The sequence below is a fragment of the Rhodococcus daqingensis genome (assembly GCF_042665615.1).
GTDB lineage: Bacteria > Actinomycetota > Actinomycetes > Mycobacteriales > Mycobacteriaceae > Rhodococcus_G > Rhodococcus_G daqingensis.
The window spans coordinates 140,084-158,902 of sequence record NZ_JBHTCS010000028.1 but is presented as its reverse complement, the minus strand read 5'-3'; the positions used below and the strand labels follow the sequence as shown (position 1 = coordinate 158,902).

Annotated in this window: 20 protein-coding genes; 15 read left to right on the top strand and 5 right to left on the bottom strand. The window is 71.7% G+C overall.

The genetic code is table 11. The annotated features are described in order from the left end of the window. Nucleotides 1–23: 23 nt before the first annotated feature. The 3 genes from ACFQS9_RS22990 to ACFQS9_RS22980 are packed head-to-tail and all read right to left on the bottom strand — an operon-like array spanning nucleotide 24 to nucleotide 1,876. Nucleotides 24–299 (bottom strand): DUF1905 domain-containing protein, encoded by a 276-nt coding sequence (locus ACFQS9_RS22990; protein ID WP_378408869.1) that lies wholly within the window; start codon nucleotides 297–299, stop codon nucleotides 24–26. After that, nucleotides 296–1,180, bottom strand: coding sequence for a ribokinase (locus tag ACFQS9_RS22985; protein WP_378408868.1), 885 nt, complete (start codon nucleotides 1,178–1,180; stop codon nucleotides 296–298). Before ACFQS9_RS22985 ends, ACFQS9_RS22990 begins: the two co-directional genes overlap by 4 nt. Before the next feature lie 9 nt (nucleotides 1,181–1,189). Next, on the bottom strand, nucleotides 1,190–1,876 hold the full coding sequence (locus ACFQS9_RS22980) for a helix-turn-helix transcriptional regulator (protein WP_378408867.1): 687 nt from the start codon (nucleotides 1,874–1,876) through the stop codon (nucleotides 1,190–1,192). A gap of 87 nt (nucleotides 1,877–1,963) precedes the next feature. On the opposite strand from ACFQS9_RS22980, the gene ACFQS9_RS22975 reads away from it, so the two are divergent. Together ACFQS9_RS22975 and folE are read left to right on the top strand one after the other, a co-directional pair. Beyond that, nucleotides 1,964–2,398 carry a DoxX family membrane protein gene (locus tag ACFQS9_RS22975; protein ID WP_378408866.1) on the top strand — a complete coding sequence of 145 codons (435 nt, stop codon included), beginning with the start codon at nucleotides 1,964–1,966 and terminating at the stop codon, nucleotides 2,396–2,398. Next, nucleotides 2,395–3,018 carry a GTP cyclohydrolase I FolE gene (folE, locus tag ACFQS9_RS22970; RefSeq protein ID WP_378408865.1) on the top strand — a complete coding sequence of 208 codons (624 nt, stop codon included), beginning with the start codon at nucleotides 2,395–2,397 and terminating at the stop codon, nucleotides 3,016–3,018. The genes ACFQS9_RS22975 and folE overlap by 4 nt, the downstream gene beginning before the upstream one ends. A gap of 22 nt (nucleotides 3,019–3,040) precedes the next feature. Here the strand turns inward: folE and ACFQS9_RS22965 are convergent, their stop codons facing one another. Continuing rightward, nucleotides 3,041–4,435, bottom strand: a complete 1,395-nt coding sequence (locus tag ACFQS9_RS22965) for an amino acid permease (RefSeq protein ID WP_378408864.1) — start codon at nucleotides 4,433–4,435, stop codon at nucleotides 3,041–3,043. A gap of 71 nt (nucleotides 4,436–4,506) precedes the next feature. On the opposite strand from ACFQS9_RS22965, the gene ACFQS9_RS22960 reads away from it, so the two are divergent. The 11 genes from ACFQS9_RS22960 (at nucleotide 4,507) to ACFQS9_RS22910 (ending at nucleotide 15,852) form a co-directional block, all read left to right on the top strand. After that, a complete protein-coding gene (locus ACFQS9_RS22960; RefSeq protein ID WP_378408863.1) occupies nucleotides 4,507–5,814 on the top strand; it encodes a glutamate-5-semialdehyde dehydrogenase in 1,308 nt (435 codons plus the stop codon). A 48-nt stretch (nucleotides 5,815–5,862) separates the two neighbouring features. Then, nucleotides 5,863–6,741, top strand: a complete 879-nt coding sequence (locus ACFQS9_RS22955) for an AAA family ATPase (protein ID WP_378408862.1) — start codon at nucleotides 5,863–5,865, stop codon at nucleotides 6,739–6,741. 31 nt (nucleotides 6,742–6,772) lie between these two features. Next, entirely contained in the window at nucleotides 6,773–8,215 is a 1,443-nt protein-coding gene (locus ACFQS9_RS22950) for a vWA domain-containing protein (RefSeq protein ID WP_378408861.1), read from the top strand. Nucleotides 8,216–8,339: 124 nt separating this feature from the next. After that, complete coding sequence (nadD, locus tag ACFQS9_RS22945) at nucleotides 8,340–9,014, top strand: nicotinate-nucleotide adenylyltransferase (RefSeq protein WP_378408860.1); 675 nt, start codon at nucleotides 8,340–8,342, stop codon at nucleotides 9,012–9,014. Further along, nucleotides 9,014–9,448, top strand: a complete 435-nt coding sequence (gene rsfS, locus ACFQS9_RS22940; protein ID WP_136910151.1) for a ribosome silencing factor — start codon at nucleotides 9,014–9,016, stop codon at nucleotides 9,446–9,448. The genes nadD and rsfS overlap by 1 nt, the downstream gene beginning before the upstream one ends. Further along, complete coding sequence (locus ACFQS9_RS22935; RefSeq protein WP_378408859.1) at nucleotides 9,445–10,113, top strand: histidine phosphatase family protein; 669 nt, start codon at nucleotides 9,445–9,447, stop codon at nucleotides 10,111–10,113. Before rsfS ends, ACFQS9_RS22935 begins: the two co-directional genes overlap by 4 nt. Continuing rightward, nucleotides 10,103–10,876 carry a diglucosylglycerate octanoyltransferase gene (octT, locus tag ACFQS9_RS22930; RefSeq protein WP_378408858.1) on the top strand — a complete coding sequence of 258 codons (774 nt, stop codon included), beginning with the start codon at nucleotides 10,103–10,105 and terminating at the stop codon, nucleotides 10,874–10,876. The genes ACFQS9_RS22935 and octT overlap by 11 nt, the downstream gene beginning before the upstream one ends. A gap of 4 nt (nucleotides 10,877–10,880) precedes the next feature. Continuing rightward, nucleotides 10,881–11,783 (top strand): DegV family protein, encoded by a 903-nt coding sequence (locus ACFQS9_RS22925; protein ID WP_378408857.1) that lies wholly within the window; start codon nucleotides 10,881–10,883, stop codon nucleotides 11,781–11,783. A gap of 69 nt (nucleotides 11,784–11,852) precedes the next feature. Beyond that, nucleotides 11,853–12,734: a ComEA family DNA-binding protein gene (locus ACFQS9_RS22920; protein ID WP_378408856.1), complete on the top strand. Its 882-nt coding sequence runs from the start codon at nucleotides 11,853–11,855 to the stop codon at nucleotides 12,732–12,734. Then, entirely contained in the window at nucleotides 12,735–15,083 is a 2,349-nt protein-coding gene (locus ACFQS9_RS22915) for a ComEC/Rec2 family competence protein (RefSeq protein ID WP_378408855.1), read from the top strand. 28 nt (nucleotides 15,084–15,111) lie between these two features. Next, nucleotides 15,112–15,852, top strand: coding sequence for a TetR/AcrR family transcriptional regulator (locus tag ACFQS9_RS22910; protein WP_378408854.1), 741 nt, complete (start codon nucleotides 15,112–15,114; stop codon nucleotides 15,850–15,852). A gap of 15 nt (nucleotides 15,853–15,867) precedes the next feature. On the opposite strand, the gene ACFQS9_RS22905 is transcribed toward ACFQS9_RS22910, so the two are convergent. Next, nucleotides 15,868–16,866: an AurF N-oxygenase family protein gene (locus ACFQS9_RS22905; RefSeq protein ID WP_378408853.1), complete on the bottom strand. Its 999-nt coding sequence runs from the start codon at nucleotides 16,864–16,866 to the stop codon at nucleotides 15,868–15,870. Nucleotides 16,867–17,052: 186 nt separating this feature from the next. Here ACFQS9_RS22905 and holA point away from each other — a divergent pair, with 186 nt between their 5' ends. Beyond that, entirely contained in the window at nucleotides 17,053–18,027 is a 975-nt protein-coding gene (gene holA / locus ACFQS9_RS22900; RefSeq protein WP_378408852.1) for a DNA polymerase III subunit delta, read from the top strand. After that, nucleotides 18,024–18,791: a class I SAM-dependent methyltransferase gene (locus ACFQS9_RS22895; protein WP_378408851.1), complete on the top strand. Its 768-nt coding sequence runs from the start codon at nucleotides 18,024–18,026 to the stop codon at nucleotides 18,789–18,791. Before holA ends, ACFQS9_RS22895 begins: the two co-directional genes overlap by 4 nt. Nucleotides 18,792–18,819: the final 28 nt, after the last annotated feature.

Sequence of the window (18,819 nt, the reverse complement as noted above, 5' to 3'; positions counted from 1 at the left end):
CGGATGGGGCCGACACGGATCGGTCAGCGTCGCGAAACGGTGACCGTCACGCGGTCGCCGACGGTGATGCCCTCGGCCCTGCGGACGGCGGCCTTGAGTGCAATGAAATGGCTTCCGTCGCCCATGGGCTGTAGCGAGGTGTCCCAGGCGGTAGTGCCGATGGCGGCACGCACCGGGATCAGGCCTCGGGTCGTGTGGCCGCCGATCGCGTCCCTGACCTCCGTCGGTACCGGAACGTAGTGCCATCCCCCGAGGCCGGGGAACAGGTCGACCAGCGCGTCGAATGCGATGCCTTTCATCGGGCGGAACCGAGCATCGCGTCGATCTCCTCGCGAGTCGGCGACGACCCGGCCCCGGGCCTCGCGGCGGTCAACGCACCCGCCGCACACGCGTGACGGAGGGCCTCGTGCGGCCCGAGGTCCCAGCAGGCCACCAGCGCGCCTGCGAACGCGTCCCCGGCGCCGGTGGTGTCCACCACGTCGACCGTGGGGGCGCCGCAGTGGTGGGTGGCCCCGTCGGGTCCGCGCCACCGGGCGCCCCGCGCGCCGAGGGTTGTGACCACGTGGGGCATCCGGTCCAGCGTCGTGGCCCCGAGCTGCGCCGACTCGGTCTCGTTGACGACCAGCACGTCGACGCAGTCCAGTAGCTCGTCGGGCAGCGGCACCGCCGGTGACGGGTTGAGGACGACGGTGGTCCCGTGCGCCCGTGCGTGCCGGGCGGCGGCCGTGATCGCGGTCAGCGGGAGTTCGAGCTGGCAGAGCAGGACGGCCGCGCCCGCGATCGCATCCCGCTCGGGGTCCGTGAGCTCGACGACGGTGGCGTTCGCGCCTGCGACGACGATGATCGAGTTCTCGCCGGCGTCGTCGACGGTGATGATCGCGACCCCGCTCGGTCCGGCGACCTCGCGCAACAGCGTGGCATCCACCTCCGCCTCGACCAGGGCCTCGCGTAGGTCGAGTGCGAACGCGTCGTCGCCGACCGCGCCGAGGAACCGCACCTCGGCGCCGGCGCGGGCCGCGGCGATCGCCTGATTGGCGCCCTTGCCGCCGGATCCGGTCGAGAAGGTGTGGCCGAGGATGGTCTCGCCGGGCGCGGGCAGTCGCGGGGTCGTCGCGACCAGGTCCGTATTGATGCTGCCGAGGACGGTGATCCGCGTTGCTGAGGTGCGGGGAGCTGACATGGGCCGAGGTTAGTCGGATTCCGCGGCCGCGGTGGGTTCGATCCGGACGCAGCAGTACCCGTCGGCGGGGGCCAGTCGGGCACGGCGGCCCGGGCAGTCGGCCCCCTCGAGCAGCCCCTCGATCAGCTCGAGGTTCATGCCGCACACCATCTCGGTGTGCTGCTCGGCAAGGGCGTGGAAGGGACAGTTCACCAGCGCGATGTCGTCCCCCTCGGCGCGGGGTTCGTAGCCGCACTGCTCGAGTGCCGCCAGCAGATCGGCGTCGGTCGGCCCCGCATCGGCGCCGAGGGTCATGCCGAGATCCTTCGCCCGCCGGCCCAGGGCGGTCCGGGGCGATGCCCCGGTGAGTTCGGCGTCGACGATGGCCTGGGCGAGCAGTCGCCCCGCCAGCTCGTAGGAGCGTTCGGGCAGTTGGACCGCCACCTCGCGGTCGGAGCGCCGGTACAGCTTGGCCGGCCGGCCCGCCCCGGGGCCGGTCCGCCCGCTGCGCCGCGCGAACTCGACCGCCAACAGGTCCTCGTCGACCAATTTGTCGAGGTGGAACGCGGCCGTCTGGCGTGCGAGGCCGAGTGCCTCGGCGGCCTGGTCGCGACTCACCGGCCCCGGGTGCCTGCGGACGAAGTCGTACAGCCGTCGGCGGGCCGGTTCGTCGAGGGCCGACACGGCCGAGATGTCCGAGTGCGGGGTCGGATCCATGGTCGTCATTGTAAAACCAACCGTCGTTGACGAAATTCTCCTGTGAGTTCTATAGTCAATATACATTGATTTTAGAAGGAGGATGTCATGACTACCGCCTCGAAGGGGCAGGTGAGCGGCGTTTCGGCCCGACTCGCCGACCCCGGATATCAGGCATTTCTGGCGTTGCGCACGGTCTTCGCGGTGGCGCCGATCCTGTTCGGCCTGGACAAATTCACGAATCTGCTCACCGACTGGCCGCAGTACCTGGCGCCGTGGATCGACGGAATCCTGCCCGGGACCGCGCAGCAGGGGATGTACGTGGTCGGGGTGATCGAGGTCATCGCGGGCATCGCGGTCGCGGTGGCACCGAGATACGGCGCCTGGCTCGTGGCCGCCTGGCTGGCCGGGATCATCGTCAACCTGCTGACCCTGTCGGGGTTCTACGACGTCGCGCTGCGGGACTTCGGGCTGATGGTCGCGGCGATCGCGCTCGCGCGGCTCGCCGTCGTGTACACCGGCCCGGCGCGGGTGTCGGGATGAGCGCCCCGGTCGGCGCGCTGCCGGCGACCGCGCTACCGGTGACGCAGGTGCGGGCGGGACACCTGCGTCCGCCGGTCGACCTTCCCGCCGCGGAGCGCGCGGTGGGTGACCTGCTGCGCGCGCTGGGAAGGCATCCGGACGGCGACCACCTGTCCGACACGCCACGCCGGGTGGCCGCGTCGTACGAGGAACTGCTCACGCCTCGTGATTTCGACCTGACGACGTTTCCCAACGACGCCGGATACGACGAGCTCGTGCTGGCCCGCGACATCCCGATGACCTCGCTCTGCGAGCATCACCTGCTGCCGTTCCGTGGCGTCGCGCACGTCGGCTACCTGCCCGGCGGGCGGATCCTCGGGCTCTCGAAGCTCGCCCGTGTCGTCGAACTGTTCGCGCGGGATCTCCAGGTGCAGGAGCGGCTCACCATGCAGGTGGCCGACTGGCTGTCGGAGCACCTCGACCCGAGGGGGATCGGCGTCGTCATCGAGGCGGAACACCTGTGCATGTCGATGCGGGGCGTGCAGGCAGAGGGAACGCGGACGGTCACCTCGGCGGTGCGCGGCGTGCTGCGCGAGGACCCCGCGGCTCGCCGTGAGTTCCTGGACCTGATCCGGGGGTGACGGTCGGCCGCGGGCGCCGCGCTCAGTTCGTGTCGGCGCCGCGACGCGAACCCAGCAGCGCGTACCCGCCGCACACGGCGGCCCCGAACACGACGCCGACGACCAGCGCGGTGCGCCCGGTGGAGGTGAAGAAGAGCAGCACGACGACCATCGCCAGGAAGGCGAGGGCGAGCCAGTTGGTGACCGGCGCTCCCGGTAGGCGGTAGTCCGCGGCGGGCAGCAGGCCGGCCCGGACCGCCGCCCGGAACCTGAGGTGGCAGACCAGGATGACGCCCCAGACGAAGATGATGCCCACCGTGGACACCGAGGTGACGTAGAGGAATGCGCGGTCGGGCGAGACGATGTTGACGATCACCCCGATCACCATCGCGGCGGCGGACAGCGTGAGGCCGGCGACCGGGACCGACCGCCTGCTCAGCGCCCCGAGAGCCGCGGGTGCCTCGTGGCGGAGCGACAGGCTCCGCAGCATCCGGCCGGTGGAGTAGATGCCCGAGTTGCAGGAGGACAGCGCGGCCGTGAGGAGCACGAAGTTCATGATCCCGGCCGCCGCAGGGATGCCGACCTGCTGCAGCACCTCCACGAACGGGCTCACGCCCGCGTGGAAGTCGCGCCAGCTCGCCACCGAGAGGATCACCAGCAGCGAGCCGATGTAGAAGAGGCCGATCCGGAACGGCAGCGTGTTGATCGCCTTGCGCAGGGTCGGTCGCGGGTTCTTCGCCTCGCCCGCGGTCACGCCGACCAGCTCGACGCCGACGTACGCGAACATCACGATCTGCAGGGTCATCAGCGAGGCCCCGAAACCGTTCGGGAACACCCCGCCGTCCGCCCACAGGTTGGTCACCGTCGGGTTGGTGGCGTGACCGAAGCCGAGGGTGAGCACGCCGATACCGATCAGGATCATGCCGAGGATGGCGGTGATCTTGATGGCGGCGAACCAGAACTCGGCCTCACCGAACAACTTGACCGAGATCAGGTTGGCGCCGAACAGCACGATCAGCACCACCAGCGCCGTCAGCCAGGTCGGTATGGACGGCCACCAGAACTCGACGTACTTGCCTGCCACCGTGATCTCCGCCATGCAGGTGGCCACCCACACCGCCCAGTACGTCCAGCCGGTGACGAAACCGAAGAAGCGGCCGAGGAACTCCTCCGCGTACTCGGCGAAGCTGCCCGAGACGGGTCGGTAGCTGAGCAGCTCGCCCAGCGCGCGCATGATCACGAAGATCACCAGCCCCGCCGCGAGGTAGGCCAGGATCAGCGACGGTCCGGCGTCCTCGATCGCGCCGCCCGCCCCGTAGAACAGGCCGGTGCCGATGGCGCCGCCGAGGGCGATCATCTGGATGGTCCGAGAATTCAGTCCGCGGCTGTAGCCCTCGGACGGGTCCTCGACGAGCGCCTCGGTACGGGTCTGGGTCATGGGACGTCATTTCCTCTGTTAACGACTTGGGCTGAACGATTATGCTCCCGGCCGGTCGTTACCCTGTACTCATGACCGCGGTGAGCAAGACGGTGGAGACGAACAGCGCTGCCCAGGGCGAAGGCGGAGGGCCCGCCGATCCGGGCCGCGAGGCCGTGCACGCGGCCGCCCGCAGCGCCCGCGTGGCGTCGCGGGCGCTGGCCCAGCTGACGACCGCGCAGAAGAACGCTGCCCTGCACGCGGCCGCCGACGCCGTGCTCGCCGCGACCGACGCGGTGCTCGCCGCCAACGCCCTCGACATCGAGGCCGCCAGGGCGACCGGTACCGAGGAGAGCCTGCTCGACCGGCTGCGCCTGACCGCCGAGCGGGTCGCGGGCATCGCGGCGGGCCTGCGGCAGGTCGCGGGACTCGCGGACCCGGTCGGCGAGGTGGTGCTCGGCGCGACGCTGCCCAACGGCCTGGAGATCCGCCAGGTGCGGGTGCCGCTCGGTGTGATCGGCATGGTCTACGAGGCCCGCCCCAACGTCACCGTCGACGCGTTCGGTCTCGCGCTCAAATCCGGCAACGCGGCGCTGCTGCGCGGATCGTCCTCCGCCGTCCACTCCAACGTCGCGCTCGTCGAGGTGCTGCGCGCCTCCCTCACCGCGCAGGGCCTGCCCGCCGACGCGGTGCAGTTGCTCTCCAGCGAGGACCGCTCCAGCGTGACCCACCTGATCCAGGCCCGCGGCCTGGTCGACGTGGTCATCCCGCGTGGCGGCGCCGGGCTGATCAACGCCGTCGTCCGCGACGCCACCGTGCCGACCATCGAGACGGGCGTCGGCAACTGCCACGTGTACGTCCACGCCGCGGCCGACCTCGCGATGGCCGTCAAGATCGTGCTGAACTCCAAGACCCGGCGCCCGAGCGTGTGCAACACCGCCGAGACCGTCCTCGTCGACAAGGCCATCGCGGACACCGCGGTGCCCGCCGTGACCCAGGCGCTGCAGTCGCAGGGCGTGATCATCCACGGCGACCTGCCCGGGCAGGTGCCCGCCACCGAGGCCGACTGGTCCGAGGAGTACCTCTCGCTCGACGTCGCGCTCAAGGTCGTCGACGGGATCGACGAGGCGATCGCCCACATCGACCGCTACGGCACCGGCCACACCGAGGCCATCGTGACCGCGGACCTGGCCGCGGCGCGGGAGTTCACCGCCCGGGTCGACGCCGCAGCGGTGATGGTCAACGCCTCCACCGCGTTCACCGACGGTGAGCAGTTCGGGTTCGGTGCCGAGATCGGCATCTCCACGCAGAAGCTGCACGCCCGCGGTCCGATGGGCCTGCCCGAGCTGACCTCCACCAAGTGGACCGTCTGGGGCGACGGGCACACCCGACCGGTGTAGGCCCCGCGCCACACGACCGACCGACACCGACAAGCACAAGGAGCGAGTGTGGACCGCGCACTTCCGACGACGCCGCCGATCTTCGCGAGCGTCGATGAGGTGATCACCCGGCTCGCCGAGACCGGGTACCTCTCCGACAAGGCCACCGCCACGGCGGTGTTCCTCGCCGACCGACTCGGCAAGCCGCTGCTCATCGAGGGTCCGGCGGGTGTCGGCAAGACCGAGCTGGCCCGCGCGGTCGCGCAGGTCTCGGATGCGGAGCTGGTGCGCCTGCAGTGCTACGAGGGGGTCGACGAGTCCCGCGCCCTGTACGAGTGGAACCACGCCAAGCAGATCCTGCGCATCCAGGCCGGAAGCGACAATTGGGATTCGACCAAGCAGGACGTGTTCTCCGAGGAGTTCCTCCTGCCGCGGCCGTTGCTCACCGCGATCCGGCGCGATGACCCGACCGTGCTGCTGATCGACGAGGTCGACAAGGCGGATGTCGAGATCGAGGGCCTGCTGCTCGAGGTGCTCAGCGACTTCGCGGTGACCGTTCCCGAGCTCGGCACCATCGTCGCCAGCCGCAAGCCGTTCGCGGTGCTGACCTCGAACGCGACCCGCGAACTGTCCGAGGCGCTCAAGCGGCGCTGCCTGTTCCTGCACCTCGACTTCCCCGATGCGGACCTCGAGCGTCGCATCCTCGCCAGCCGTGTTCCCGAGCTGCCCGAGGCGGTGGCCGAGCAGCTCGTGCGAACCATCCGGGTGTTGCGGGGCATGCAGCTCAAGAAGCTGCCGTCGGTCGCCGAGACCATCGACTGGGGTCGTACGTTGCTCGCGCTGGGCATGGACACCCTCGACGACGATGCGGTCCGCGCCACGATGGGCGTGATCCTCAAGCACCAGTCCGATCAGCAGCGGGCCGCCGCCGAACTCCGGCTGAACTAGCTCGTCCCGAACCGAGAGGACGGAATCCGACATGGCCGCAACGCCCCACACGCCCGGGGCCCTCGCGTCGCCGCACGGGCTGCCCGGCCACCTCGTCGACTTCGTCGAGGCGTTGCGCAAGCGGGGGATTGCCGTCGGGCCGTCGGAAACCGTCGACGCCGGCCGGGTGATGGCGGTGCTCGACCTGCTGGACCGGGAGTCGCTGCGTGAGGGGCTGGCCTGTTCGCTGCTGCGCAGGCCCACCCACCGCGCGACCTTCGACGCGCTGTTCGACCTCTGGTTCCCCGCCGGGGTGGGACTGCGCGCGGACGGCGGCGCCGAGGTGGCGATCCCGCGCACCCCCGAGGGCGAGGTGGACTTCGACGCCCTGCGGGAGCTGATCGCCGGGCTGCTGGCGGACGGATCGCCGGAGTCGCTGGCGCTGACCGAGCTGCTCACCGGGCAACTCGTCGAGGAGCTCGGCAAATACGAGTCATCCAAGGGTCCGTCCTTCTCCGCCTACCAGGCGCTCCGCGACGTGGCCCCGGAGACGCTGCTCGCCCGGATCCTCGACAGACTGATCGGCAACAGCGTCGACGGGGAGCACCCGGACGGCGACTACGCCACCGAGGTCGCGCGGCGGACCGCGGCGCAGCGGATCGCGGACTTCCGCAAGATGGTCGAGGTGGAGACCCGCCGCCGATCCGCCGAGCAGCTGGGCAAGGAGCGGGTGGCGACGTACGGGGTGCCCCGGCTGGCCGAGGAGGTCGACTTCCTGCGGGCCTCCGATTCCGAGCTCGTGGCGCTGCGTCGCAGCGTGAGCCCGCTGGCGCGCAAGCTGGCCAGCCGGCTCGCGGCGAGGCGCAAGCGCAGCCGGGCGGGCGCGATCGACCTGCGCAAGACGCTGCGCAAGTCGATGTCGACCGGCGGGGTGCCGATCGACCTGGTGCAGCGCAAGCCGCGTCCGGCGCGGCCGGAGGTGGTCGTGCTCTGCGACGTCTCCGGTTCGGTGGCCGGCTTCAGCAATTTCACGCTGCTGCTCGTGCACGCGCTGCGGGAGCAGTTCTCCCGGGTGCGGGTGTTCGCCTTCATCGACACCACCGACGAGGTCACCCGGTTCTTCGACGCCGGTGCCGACCTCGGCGTGGCCATGTCCCGGATGATCCGCGAGGCCGACCTGATCACGTATGACGGTCACTCCGACTACGGCAACGCGCTCGGTGTCTTCGCCGAACGTTTCGCGCACACCCTGACCAGCAAGAGCTCGCTGCTGATCCTCGGCGACGCGCGCAACAACTACCGCGACCCGAACGTCGCAGCCCTCACCCACCTCGCCGCGGTCGCCAAGCACACGCACTGGCTCAACCCGGAGCCGCGCGGGCAGTGGGGCAGCGGCGACTCCGCCGCCTTCGTCTATGCGGATGCGGTGACCATGCACGAGTGCCGGTCGGCGCAGCAGCTTGCCGCGGTGGTCGAGGGTCTGCTCCCGGTGTGATTGCCCGGCGGTGGGCGGCGGGGCGGCGCACGGTCGGGCCGCGCGGCGGCAGCCAGTAAGCTCGACACTCGTGCAGCAGGAACCAGGAGCAGCCCCCAGACGGCGACCGCGTCGCCTCGGGGTGATGGGCGGCACCTTCGACCCGATCCACCACGGTCACCTGGTCGCGGCCAGCGAGGTCGCGGACCGGTTCGCACTCGACGAGGTGATCTTCGTGCCGACCGGGCAGCCGTGGCAGAAGGCCGCGCGCACCGTCAGCCCGGCCGAGGACCGCTACCTGATGACCGTCATCGCGACGGCCTCGAACCCGAGCTTCTCGGTCAGCCGCGTGGACGTGGACCGAGAGAAGGTCACCTACACGGTGGACACCCTCCGCGATCTGCACCGCCAGCATCCCGACGCCGAACTGTTCTTCATCACCGGTGCGGACGCGCTGGAGAGCATCCTGTCCTGGCAGGACTGGGAGGAACTGTTCGAGCTCGCGAAGTTCGTCGGCGTGAGCCGGCCGGGATTCGAGCTCGGCGTCGGGCACCTGGCCGAACACCTGGAGGGCCTCCCGGAGGACGCGGTCACGCTGATCGAGGTCCCCGCCCTGGCGATCTCCTCGACCGAGTGCCGGCTCCGGGCCGCCGAGGACCGCCCCGTCTGGTACCTGGTGCCGGACGGGGTCGTGCAGTACATCTCGAAACGCAATCTGTACCGACCGCACGATTCCGAGCGTCTCGACGGCGCCGTCACCGTGTCGCAACCGGCACCGCACAAGATCAGTACCCATCCGCAGAACCGGGAGAACACGTAGTGAGCGCATCCGCCGAAGCCCTTGAAATGTCGCGAATCGCGGCGCTGGCAGCAGACGAGAAACTGGCGAGCGATGTGGTGGTGCTCGACGTCTCCGAGCAGCTCGTCATCACCGACTGCTTCGTCATCGCGTCGGCGGCGAACGAGCGCCAGGTCAACGCCATCGTCGACAACGTCGAGGAGAAGCTGCGCGAGGCCGGCCACAAGCCGGTGCGCAAGGAGGGCACCCGCGAGGGCCGCTGGGCGCTGCTCGACTACGTCGACATGGTCGTCCACGTGCAGCACGACGAGGAGCGGAACTTCTATGCGCTCGAGCGGCTCTGGAAGGACTGCCCGGTCGTCCCGGTCGACGGCATCGAGCCGCGGTCGAAGATCGCCGGCACCCCCGAGGACGAGGCCGTGGAGTCCCCCGACTACCCGGAGTCCGCTCAGTGACCGAACGCCCCACCCGCGGCCGGGCCGTCCGGCAGCTGATCCTGCTGCGGCACGGCCAGACCGAGTACAACGCCGGTGACCGGATGCAGGGCCAGCTCGACACCGACCTCTCGGAACTCGGACGGGTGCAGGCGAAGTCGGCGGCCAGGGTGCTGGCCGACCGCCGCCCCATCGCCATCTTCTCCTCGGACCTGCGACGGGCCCACGACACCGCCGCCGAACTGGGCGAGCATGCCGGCCTCGAGGTCGGACTCGACGAGCGCCTGCGTGAGACCCATCTCGGGCAGTGGCAGGGTCTGACCCACTCCCAGGTCGACGAGCGGGACCCGGGCGCGCGCATGGCCTGGCGTGCCGATGCCCGCTGGGCCCCACCCGGCGGCGAGAGCCGGATCGAGGTGGCCAGGCGCGCGACGCCGGTGGTGACCGAACTGGTTGCCCAGCAGGAGCGCTGGGGCGACGAGCCGATCGTCCTGGTCGCGCACGGTGGCCTGATCGCGGCCCTGACGGCCGCGCTGCTGGATCTGCCCGTCGACCGCTGGCCGGTGCTCGGGGGGCTGGGCAACACCAGTTGGGTGCAGCTGAGCGGGCACGGCGAACCGGACGAACCGAGCTGGCGTCTCGACGTGTGGAACGCCTCGGCGACGGTGGCCAGCGATGTCCTCTGAACTCGTGGACGAACTCCCCGTCGACGCCGGCAGGCCCGTCCTGCTGGTGCTGGCCGATTCGTTGTCCTATTTCGGGCCGAAGGGCGGCCTGCCCGCCGATCACCCGCGGATCTGGCCGAACATCGTTGCGGCCGAGCTCGGTTGGGACGTCGAACTGGTCGCCCGGATCGGCTGGACGAGTCGCGACGCCTACTGGGCGCTGATCCAGGACCCACGCGTGTGGGCGACGGTGCCGCGGGCGGGTGCCGTCGTCTTCGCCGTCGGTGGCATGGATTCGCTGCCCTCACCGCTGCCCACCGCGCTGCGTGAACAGATCCGGTACCTGCGGCCGCCCGCGCTGCGGCGCGCGGTCCGGTCCGCCTACGGGTGGCTGCAGCCGCGCCTGTCGCCCCTCGGCTGGCCCGTGGCGCTGCCCCCGAAGCTGAGCGTCGAGTATCTCGAGAGTGCAAGGAACGCATTGGAATACATGCGCCCCGAGCTCCCGGTGATCGGCACCCTTCCCTCTGTCCACGATTGCGACGCCTACGGCAAGGTGCATTCGGGTCGGCCCGACGCGGTCCGCGCGCTCGAGCGGTGGGGCTCCGAGAAGAAGGTGCCGCTCGTCGATCTCGCCGAAGCGGTCCGCGAGAACGTCTTCTCCGACGCCGGCAACCCGGACGGCATCCACTGGGGCTGGGAGGGGCACGAACGGGTCGCCGCCGCCATGCTGAGCGCGATCCGCGCGGCGGTTCCCGGCCGGGACCCGGTGGAGGGCATACGGTAAGGCTGTGCCCGTCGTCGTCGTCACCGATTCCTCGGCCTGTATCGCCCCCGAAGTGGCGCAGCGGTACGGGATTCGTGTCGTGCCGCTCCACGTCCTGGTCGACGGACGCGATGTCCGGGAGGGCGTGGACGAGATGCCGCATCCAATCCCGCAGGGCGCCACGGTCAGCACCTCGGGGGCCTCACCGGGCGAGCTGACCGAGGCCTACGCCCGTGCCCTGGCGGAGAGTGCAGGCGACGGCGTCCTCGCCGTGCACATCTCCCGCCAGCTCTCCGGCACCTGGGAGGCGGGACGTCAGGCCGCGGAGGGTTTCGGTGACCGGGTCCGCATCGTCGATTCCCAGTCCACGGCAATGGGATTGGGCTATCCGGCGCTGGCCGCTGCGCGGGTGGCGAAGGCGGGCGGCGATCTCCGAGCGGTCTATCAACGCGCGGTGGACGTCGCCAACCGTGGTCGGCTGCTGATCATGGTCGACCGGCTCGACCATCTGCGTCGGGGCGGGCGCATCGGCACCGCCGCGGCGTTGCTGGGCACCGCGCTGGCCATGAAGCCGGTGCTGCACGTGGTGGACGGCAAGCTCGTGCTCAGGGAGAAGACCCGTACCGCCACCAAGGCCCTGGCCAAGATCGTGGAGAGTGCGGCCGAGTACGCGGGCGACGGTCCCGCCGCGTTGGCCGTGCACCACCTGCAGGCGCCGGACCGAGCCGAGGAGATCGCGGAGGCGTTGCGGGAGCGGATCCCGTCGATCAGCGAGATGGTGGTCTCCGAGATCGGGTCGGTGATCGGCGCGCATGTCGGCCCGGGCGCGATCGGAGTGTTGGTGTGCCCGGGCGGTGCGGGCGCCGAGGACGCGTCGCCGGGGGCCGCCGAACAGGCCGACCCCGCCCATCCACAGCCCGAGAATTGATCCACAGGAGGCCCGGGATCGGGCCTGGCCGACCCGGTTCGGGCGGATCACGCTCCTAACGTCGCTGCCATGCGCAGCACCGACGAGGCCCGTGACCGGATCAGGCGACGACTCGACGCGATTGCTGCCGGGGGCCGGGTCGACACGGGCCCCGCGACCTGGGATCCGGTTGATCGGGCGAACCCCGGGCCGGATCCGGGTGACGCCGATCCGGGTCTGCGCACTCCCGAGTGGCTGACCGATCCGGCGGGCCCGACCCGGCCGCGGTCGCGGCTGGCGCCCGGCCGACGCGGGGTCGCGGCCTTGGCGGCGGTCGCGCTCGTCGCCGCGGTGATCGGGGTCCTCGCCGCCTGGCGGGACCGGCCCGTCGCGCAGGCGGTCGAGCCGCTGCCGGCGGCGGCCGTCGAGTCCGCCGAGCCCGTCGAAGCATCCGGCGCCCCCACGCCGGAGCCGACCACGGCCGAACCCGCGGGCGCGCCGCCGCCCGCGGAGCTCGTGGTCAGCGTCGTGGGACTGGTGCGGAGCGCGGGCCTGGTGCACCTGCCCGCGGGGGCGCGCGTCGCGGACGCGCTCGCGGCCGCGGGAGGTGCCCGGGACGGCGCCGACCTGCTGGGGCTCAACATGGCGCAGCGACTGGTCGACGGTGACCAGATCCTGGTCGGGCTGGCGCCCCCGGACGGGGCACCCGTCTCGGTGGGCAGCGCCACCATCGGCGCGGGCCCGGGAGCGTCCGGCGCCGCGCATTCGCCCGGGGCGGCGGGACCGGTGAACCTCAACACCGCCTCCGAGGCGGAGCTCGACGCGCTGCCCGGGGTGGGGCCGGTCACGGCGGCGGCCATCGTCGCGTGGCGGCAGGCCAACGGGCGGTTCACCGATGTCGAACAGCTCGGCGAGGTGGACGGGATCGGACCGGCTCGGTTGGAGAAGCTCCGCGCGCTGGTGAGCGTGTAGATGAGCACGTCCGGCGGCCCGGTTCCCGGTGGCCGGATGCTCGATCTCCGACTGCTGCCGTCGGCGGGAACATGCTGGGGCGCAACGATCCTGGGGATCGAGCTGGGATGGCGGGCCGCGCTGTGGGTGGCGGCAGGGGCGGCGCTCGCGGCGACGATCGTCGCGGTGTCGGGCATCCGCAGATCGGCCGCGGGAGTGCTCATCGCGGCACTGCTGGTCGGTGCCGGGTTCGCGGTCGCGGCCGGGGCCCGCGAACGCGCCGTGGCCGAGCACCCGCTCGCCGCGATCGCGTCGCGCGGAGGCCACGTGAACCTCACCGTCGTGCCGGTGGACGATCCCCGGCCGGTCCGCTCACCGGCAGGCGACACGGTGATGATCCGGGCGTCGCTGCGGTCGGTCGACGCGCGGGGTCCGGGGGAAGGCGGGTACGCCGTGGGCGGCGCGGTGGTGATCTTCGCGCCCGCCCGCGAATGGCAGGAGCTGCTGCCGGGGCAGGAGGTGACGCTGCGGGGGAAGGTGAGCCGCGCGGCCCGCCGCGACCTCACGGTCGCGACGATCCGCGCCACGGGGGCGCCCCTGTCCGTCGAACCGGCGCCGTGGACGCAGCGGGCGGCGGGGGTGGTGCGGGAGCGCTTCGCCACGGCCGCGCGCTCGGCGCTGCCGCCCGAGCCCGCCGGCCTGTTGCCGGGCCTGGTGGTGGGGGACACCTCCGCGCTGCCGGGCGGGGTCCGGGACGACTTCACCGCGGCGGGTCTCTCGCACCTGACGGCGGTCTCGGGCGCGAACATCTCGATCCTGATCGGCGCCGTGCTGCTGCTCATGCGGACGATGGCGCTGGGTCCGCGCACGTCGGCGGTGCTGGCGGCAGCGGCGTTGGTGGCCTTCGTGATCCTGGCCCGGCCGTCGCCGAGCGTCCTGCGGGCCGCGGCGATGGGCTCGATCGCGCTGCTGGCCATGATGACCGGGCGTCGCAAACAGGCGATGCCCGCGCTCGGGGCCGCCGTGATCGGGCTGATCGCGCTCTTTCCTGCGTTGGCGTTGAGTTTCGGGTTCGCGCTGTCCGTCGCCGCGACCGCGGCGCTGGTGCTGCTCGCGCCTGCGTGGACCCAGTGGTTGCGGGCCCGTGGGTGGCCTCGGGCGCCGGCCGAGGCGGTGGCGGTGGCCGGTGCCGCCTACGTGGCGACGGTGCCGATCGTCGCGGCGATGTCCGGGACCCTCAGCACGGTGGCGGTCATCGCGAATCTGGCCGTCGCCCCGGTGATCGCGCCGGTCACCGTGATCGGTGCGGCCGGGGCGGCGGCTGCGGTGGTCTGGCAGCCGCTCGGCGAACTGACGATTCGGGCGACCGGGCCACCGCTGTGGTGGCTGCTACGGGTGGCCGAATGGTCGGCGGGCGCGCCCGGCGCGACCCTCGCGGTTCCGGTCGGGCTCGCCGGCGCCGCGGCGGTGGCGGGGGTCGCCGCCGGGTTGCTGCTCGCGATCCGATCCCGGTGGCTGCGGCGGGTGCTCGCGGCCGCGGTGCTCGGATTGGCGGTGGTGTGGGTGCCGGTCCGCGTCCTGTGGCCAGGCTGGCCCGCCGGGGACTGGACGCTGGTGGCCTGCGACGTCGGGCAGGGCGACGCGATGGTGCTCGCCGCGGGCGACGGCACCGCGGTGGTGGTCGACGCGGGCCCGGAGCCGCGGCTGGTCGACGGCTGCCTCGATCGGCTGGGCGTGCGGACGATCGCGGCGGTGGTGCTGACCCATCTGCACGCCGACCACATCGACGGTCTGCCGGGTGTGCTGCGCGGACGGCGGGTCGATGCCGTGATCCTCGGACCGATGCGCTTGCCGGAGAGCGGTTTTCGTCAGGTGAGCGAGCAGTCCGCGGCAGCGGGCGTGGCGATCCGGGAGGCGCGTGCCGGGCAGGGCCTGCGGCTGGGGACGCTGACGTTCCGGGTCCTGGGCCCGACGCTGCCCGTGCCCCGCAGCCCGGCGGCAGGAGCGGAGGTGGCGAACGACCAGTCCCTGGTGCTGTCGGTGGACACCGCCGTCGGGCGGGTCCTGCTCACCGGCGACGTCGAAGCGGATGGCCAGCGCGACCTCCTGCGGGACCGGGTGCCGGTCGCCGCGGACATCCTCAAGCTGCCGCACCACGGCTCGCGCACCACCACCGCGGAGTTCCTGCGGTCGGTCGGGGCCCGGTTGGTGATCGCGTCCGCAGGCGCGGGCAACACCTTCGGCCACCCCGATCCCGCGGTGGTGCAGGAGGTCCGGTCGACCGGTGCCACGCTCGTCCGGACCGACCGGGGCGGCGACGTCGCGGTGAGCAGATCCGGCGGCGGGGCCATCGCCGTCGGACGGCGGTGACCCCACCCCCGATCGTTAGACTCGGGCCATGTCGATCACCGCGAAGCGGCCCGAGGAGTCGCGGTCGCCCAGCGGGCACGAGGCCCGGTGGGAGCAGCACAACCTCGAGCGGCAGACCCGGATCCTCGAGGCGGCGGTCGCCATGCTCGAGGAGAGGCCGGCGGGCGCGGACATCCCCGTGCAGGAGATCGCGAAGCGCGCAGGCCTCGCCAAATCGGTGGTGTACCGGCAGTTCGACGGCCGCGACGACCTGGATTGCCGGATACGGGCGCACCTGGTCGACGAGTTCTCCCGGACCCTGGACGCGGAACTGGACATCTCCACCGGGTCGGTCGAGGAGATCCTGGTCCGGACGATTCGTGCGGTGGCGGACTGGATGACCGACCATCCGCGCCTGAACGAGTTCGCCCGTACCGGGCCGACCGTCCGTGGTGCGGACATCGACGCCGTCAGCAGTCTGAAGATGCGGATGTCGGTCCGGGCCCGCGAACTGATCGCATCGATCGCGACGCTGATCGACGTCGACGACAGCGCCTTCGACTCGGTGCCGTTCGCGGTCGTGACGATGGTCGAGGGAACCCTGACACAGTGGGCCACCGATCCGGAGCCCACCCGCGACCGGTCGCAGATCGTGGCCGACCTCGCGAGGCTCGCCTGGTTCGTGTTGGACGGCGCCGCACGCTCGGCGGGCGTGACCGTCGACCCCACGGCGGAGCTGTCCGCGGTCATCGCCCGGTTGTCGGGGGCAAGCGGCGACGTGGCGGTCTGACCGCGGCCGCAGGCGTCAGGCCGCGTTGCGAGCCTGACGGTCCGGCTCGCTCCGGTAGCGAGAGCGCGGTCCGTCGATGTGCAGCCGACGCCACAACCGCGTGGTGACGGCGTTCATCAGTCCGAGTTCCTCTGCGAGCGCGCGCATGTCGCCGAAGTAGCCGCTCAAGATGGCGCGGGAGTGCTCGCTGCGCCAGAACGCGTCCCGCATGACCGTGCGCGGGATCCCGAACTCCTTGGCAAATGCCTTGGGCGGGGTCATGATCTCGCCGGCGAGCCAGCGCATGGCGAGGGGGAAGGTCACCGCGCACACCGCCTTGGAGGCGGCGCTCATCTTGTCGACGTGCGCCTTGAGGAACTCGTTGGCGAACGAGATGTGCCGTGCCTCCTCGGCGATGTGGATCTCCATGGTGCGCAGCATCGCGGGCGGGATGTTCGCGCCCTCGCGGATCAGCGCCTTCTGGTAGTGGTCGATCGGCTCCTCGCCGCCGAGGATGCCGATGAACAGGATCACGTGCGCGTAGCCACCTGCCACCCCGATGAACGGGGACAGCGCGCGGAACGGCCGCCGCATGCCGGGGACGTCGACGCCGATCCGGTTGACGAGCTCCTGGAACATCTGGATGTGGTTGCACTCCTCGGTCATCTCGTGGAGGCAGTAGCGGAACTCCGGCGACCCGTTGGGCAGCTTCATGATGTATTGCATCATCCCGCGGATCAGGATGCTCTCGAAGGCGGCCCCGACCTTGATGGAGTTCGCCTGCCGCCACTTCCCGATCGCGATCTGCCGCGCCAGCGGCTGATCCCGATACCAGCGGGTGGCGCCGAGCGGATCGATCTCGGGGGAGAGGACCCAGCGCGGGTCCGCCGGGTCGATGGTGAATTCCTCTGCATCCCAGTCGATGTCGAGGTAGGGGTCGAAGCGGCGGTGCACGGATCCCTCGGACAGAGTCTGCAGCACCTCGTGGTAGTCGGGATCGAGCAACTCGGACGTGGGTGTCGTTGACGGCGCCATCGATGGTCTCCGTGGTCGTGGGTTCGGTGCGGTTCCCGATTGCGTGAGTCCGGCCTCGGCCGGGCCGGTGATGTGCCTCAATTTACTGAGACTCCACGTCCCATGCAAGACCCGGTGGGAGGGTCGGGCGCGCGTGGGAGCGGCTCCGCGCCGCGCACTGTCGGCGCATCGTGGGACCATCGTCGGGTGAGTCCCGCATCCCCCGCGCCCGCGCAGCTACACCTGGTACTCGGCGACGAGGAACTCCTGGTCGAACGGGCGGTCGCCGCGATCGTCGCGGCGGTCCGGGCGAGCTCGACGAACGCCGAGGAGCTACCCGTGACCCGGCTGCGGGCGGGTGACGTGAGCGTCGCCGAGTTCGCCGAGCTGCTCAGTCCCTCGCTGTTCGCCGAGGACCGGGTGATCGTGCTCGAGGCCGCCGCCGAGGCGGGCAAGGACTCGGTGGCGTTGGTCCAGGGCGCCGCCGCGGCGCCCCCCGAGGGGTTCGTCCTCGTGATCCTGCATTCGGGCGGCGGCCGCGCCAAGGCGATGGTGGGGGCGCTGCAGAAGTCGGGCGCCGTGGTGCATGAGTGCGCCAAGCTCACCAAGCAGGGCGAGCGGGCCGACTTCGTACGCGGCGAGTTCCGCGCGGCGGGCGTCCGGGTCTCGCCCGAGGTGATCCAGACGGTGATCGACGCGGTCGGGTCCGATCTGCGGGAGCTGGCCGCGGCCTGCTCGCAGCTCGCGGCGGACACCGGCGGGATGATCGACGCCGCCGCCGTGCAGAAGTACTACACGGGCAAGGCCGAGGTGTCGGGCTTCGACGTCGCCGAGCTGGCGGTGTCGGGAGACCGGACCGGCGCCATGGAGGCCCTGCGGTGGGCGATGCTGCGGGGCGTCCCGCACGTGCTGCTCGCGGACGCCCTCGCCGATGCCGTGCACACCGTGGCCCGGGTGGGTTCCGCCGGCCGCGGCGACCCGTTCCGGATGGCATCGGAGCTGGGCATGCCGCCCTGGAAGATCAAGAAGGCGCAGGGGCAGGCGCGCGGATGGGGCTCCGAGTCCATCGGTGAGGCCCTCGGGGTCGTCGCCCAGCTCAACGCCGACGTCAAGGGTGCCGCCGCCGACCCGGACCACGCCGTGGAGTACGCGGTGCGGCGCGTCGCGGAGCTGTACCGGTGAGTCCCGCGTCCGACGGCGGCGCACTCGAGCGTGCGCGTGCGCTCGTCCGCCCGGACGCGCTGCGCGCGAGTGAGCGCACCGACGCGGGCTACCTCGACCTGCTCCCGGACACCGGCCCGCCCCGATCCACCGCGGCTCAGCACGCGATGAACAATCGACTCGTCGCCGCCGTGTACGAGCGGATCTGGCGCCCGGTCTGGACCGCCGCGATGGGGGCCAACGGTCTGTCGGCGGGCGACGAGCGCGCGAAGGCGGCCGCCGATCTGCGCCTCGGCGGTGAGCAGCGGGTCCTCGACGTGGCTTGTGGCCCGGGCAATTTCACCCGCTACTTCGGCGAGCGACTCACGGGGGAGGGGATCGCGGTCGGGTTCGACCTCTCGCGGCCCATGCTCGATCAGGCGGTACGCAGCGGTCGCGGCCCACGTGTCGCCTACCTGCGGGGCGACGCCAGGCGATTGCCGTTCGACGACTGGACGTTCGACGCCGTCTGCTGCCACGCCGCGCTCTACCTCGTCCCGGAACCGATGACCGTCGTGGACGAGATGATCCGGGTGCTCGCGCCGGGCGGGCGGATCGCCGTGATGACCAGTTACGGCCGCGAGCACCCGCTGCTACGGTCGGCGCTCGGGTTGGTGGCCGGTACCCTCGGCGTCCGCATGTACGACCGCGCGACCCTGCCGGACGCCTTCGCCGCGGCGGGCCTGACCGAGGTGGCGCAGCAGATCCGCGGGGTCACCCAGTTCGTCAGCGCCCGCAGGCCCTGAGCGGGGAACGCGAAAAGCCGCCCGGTCG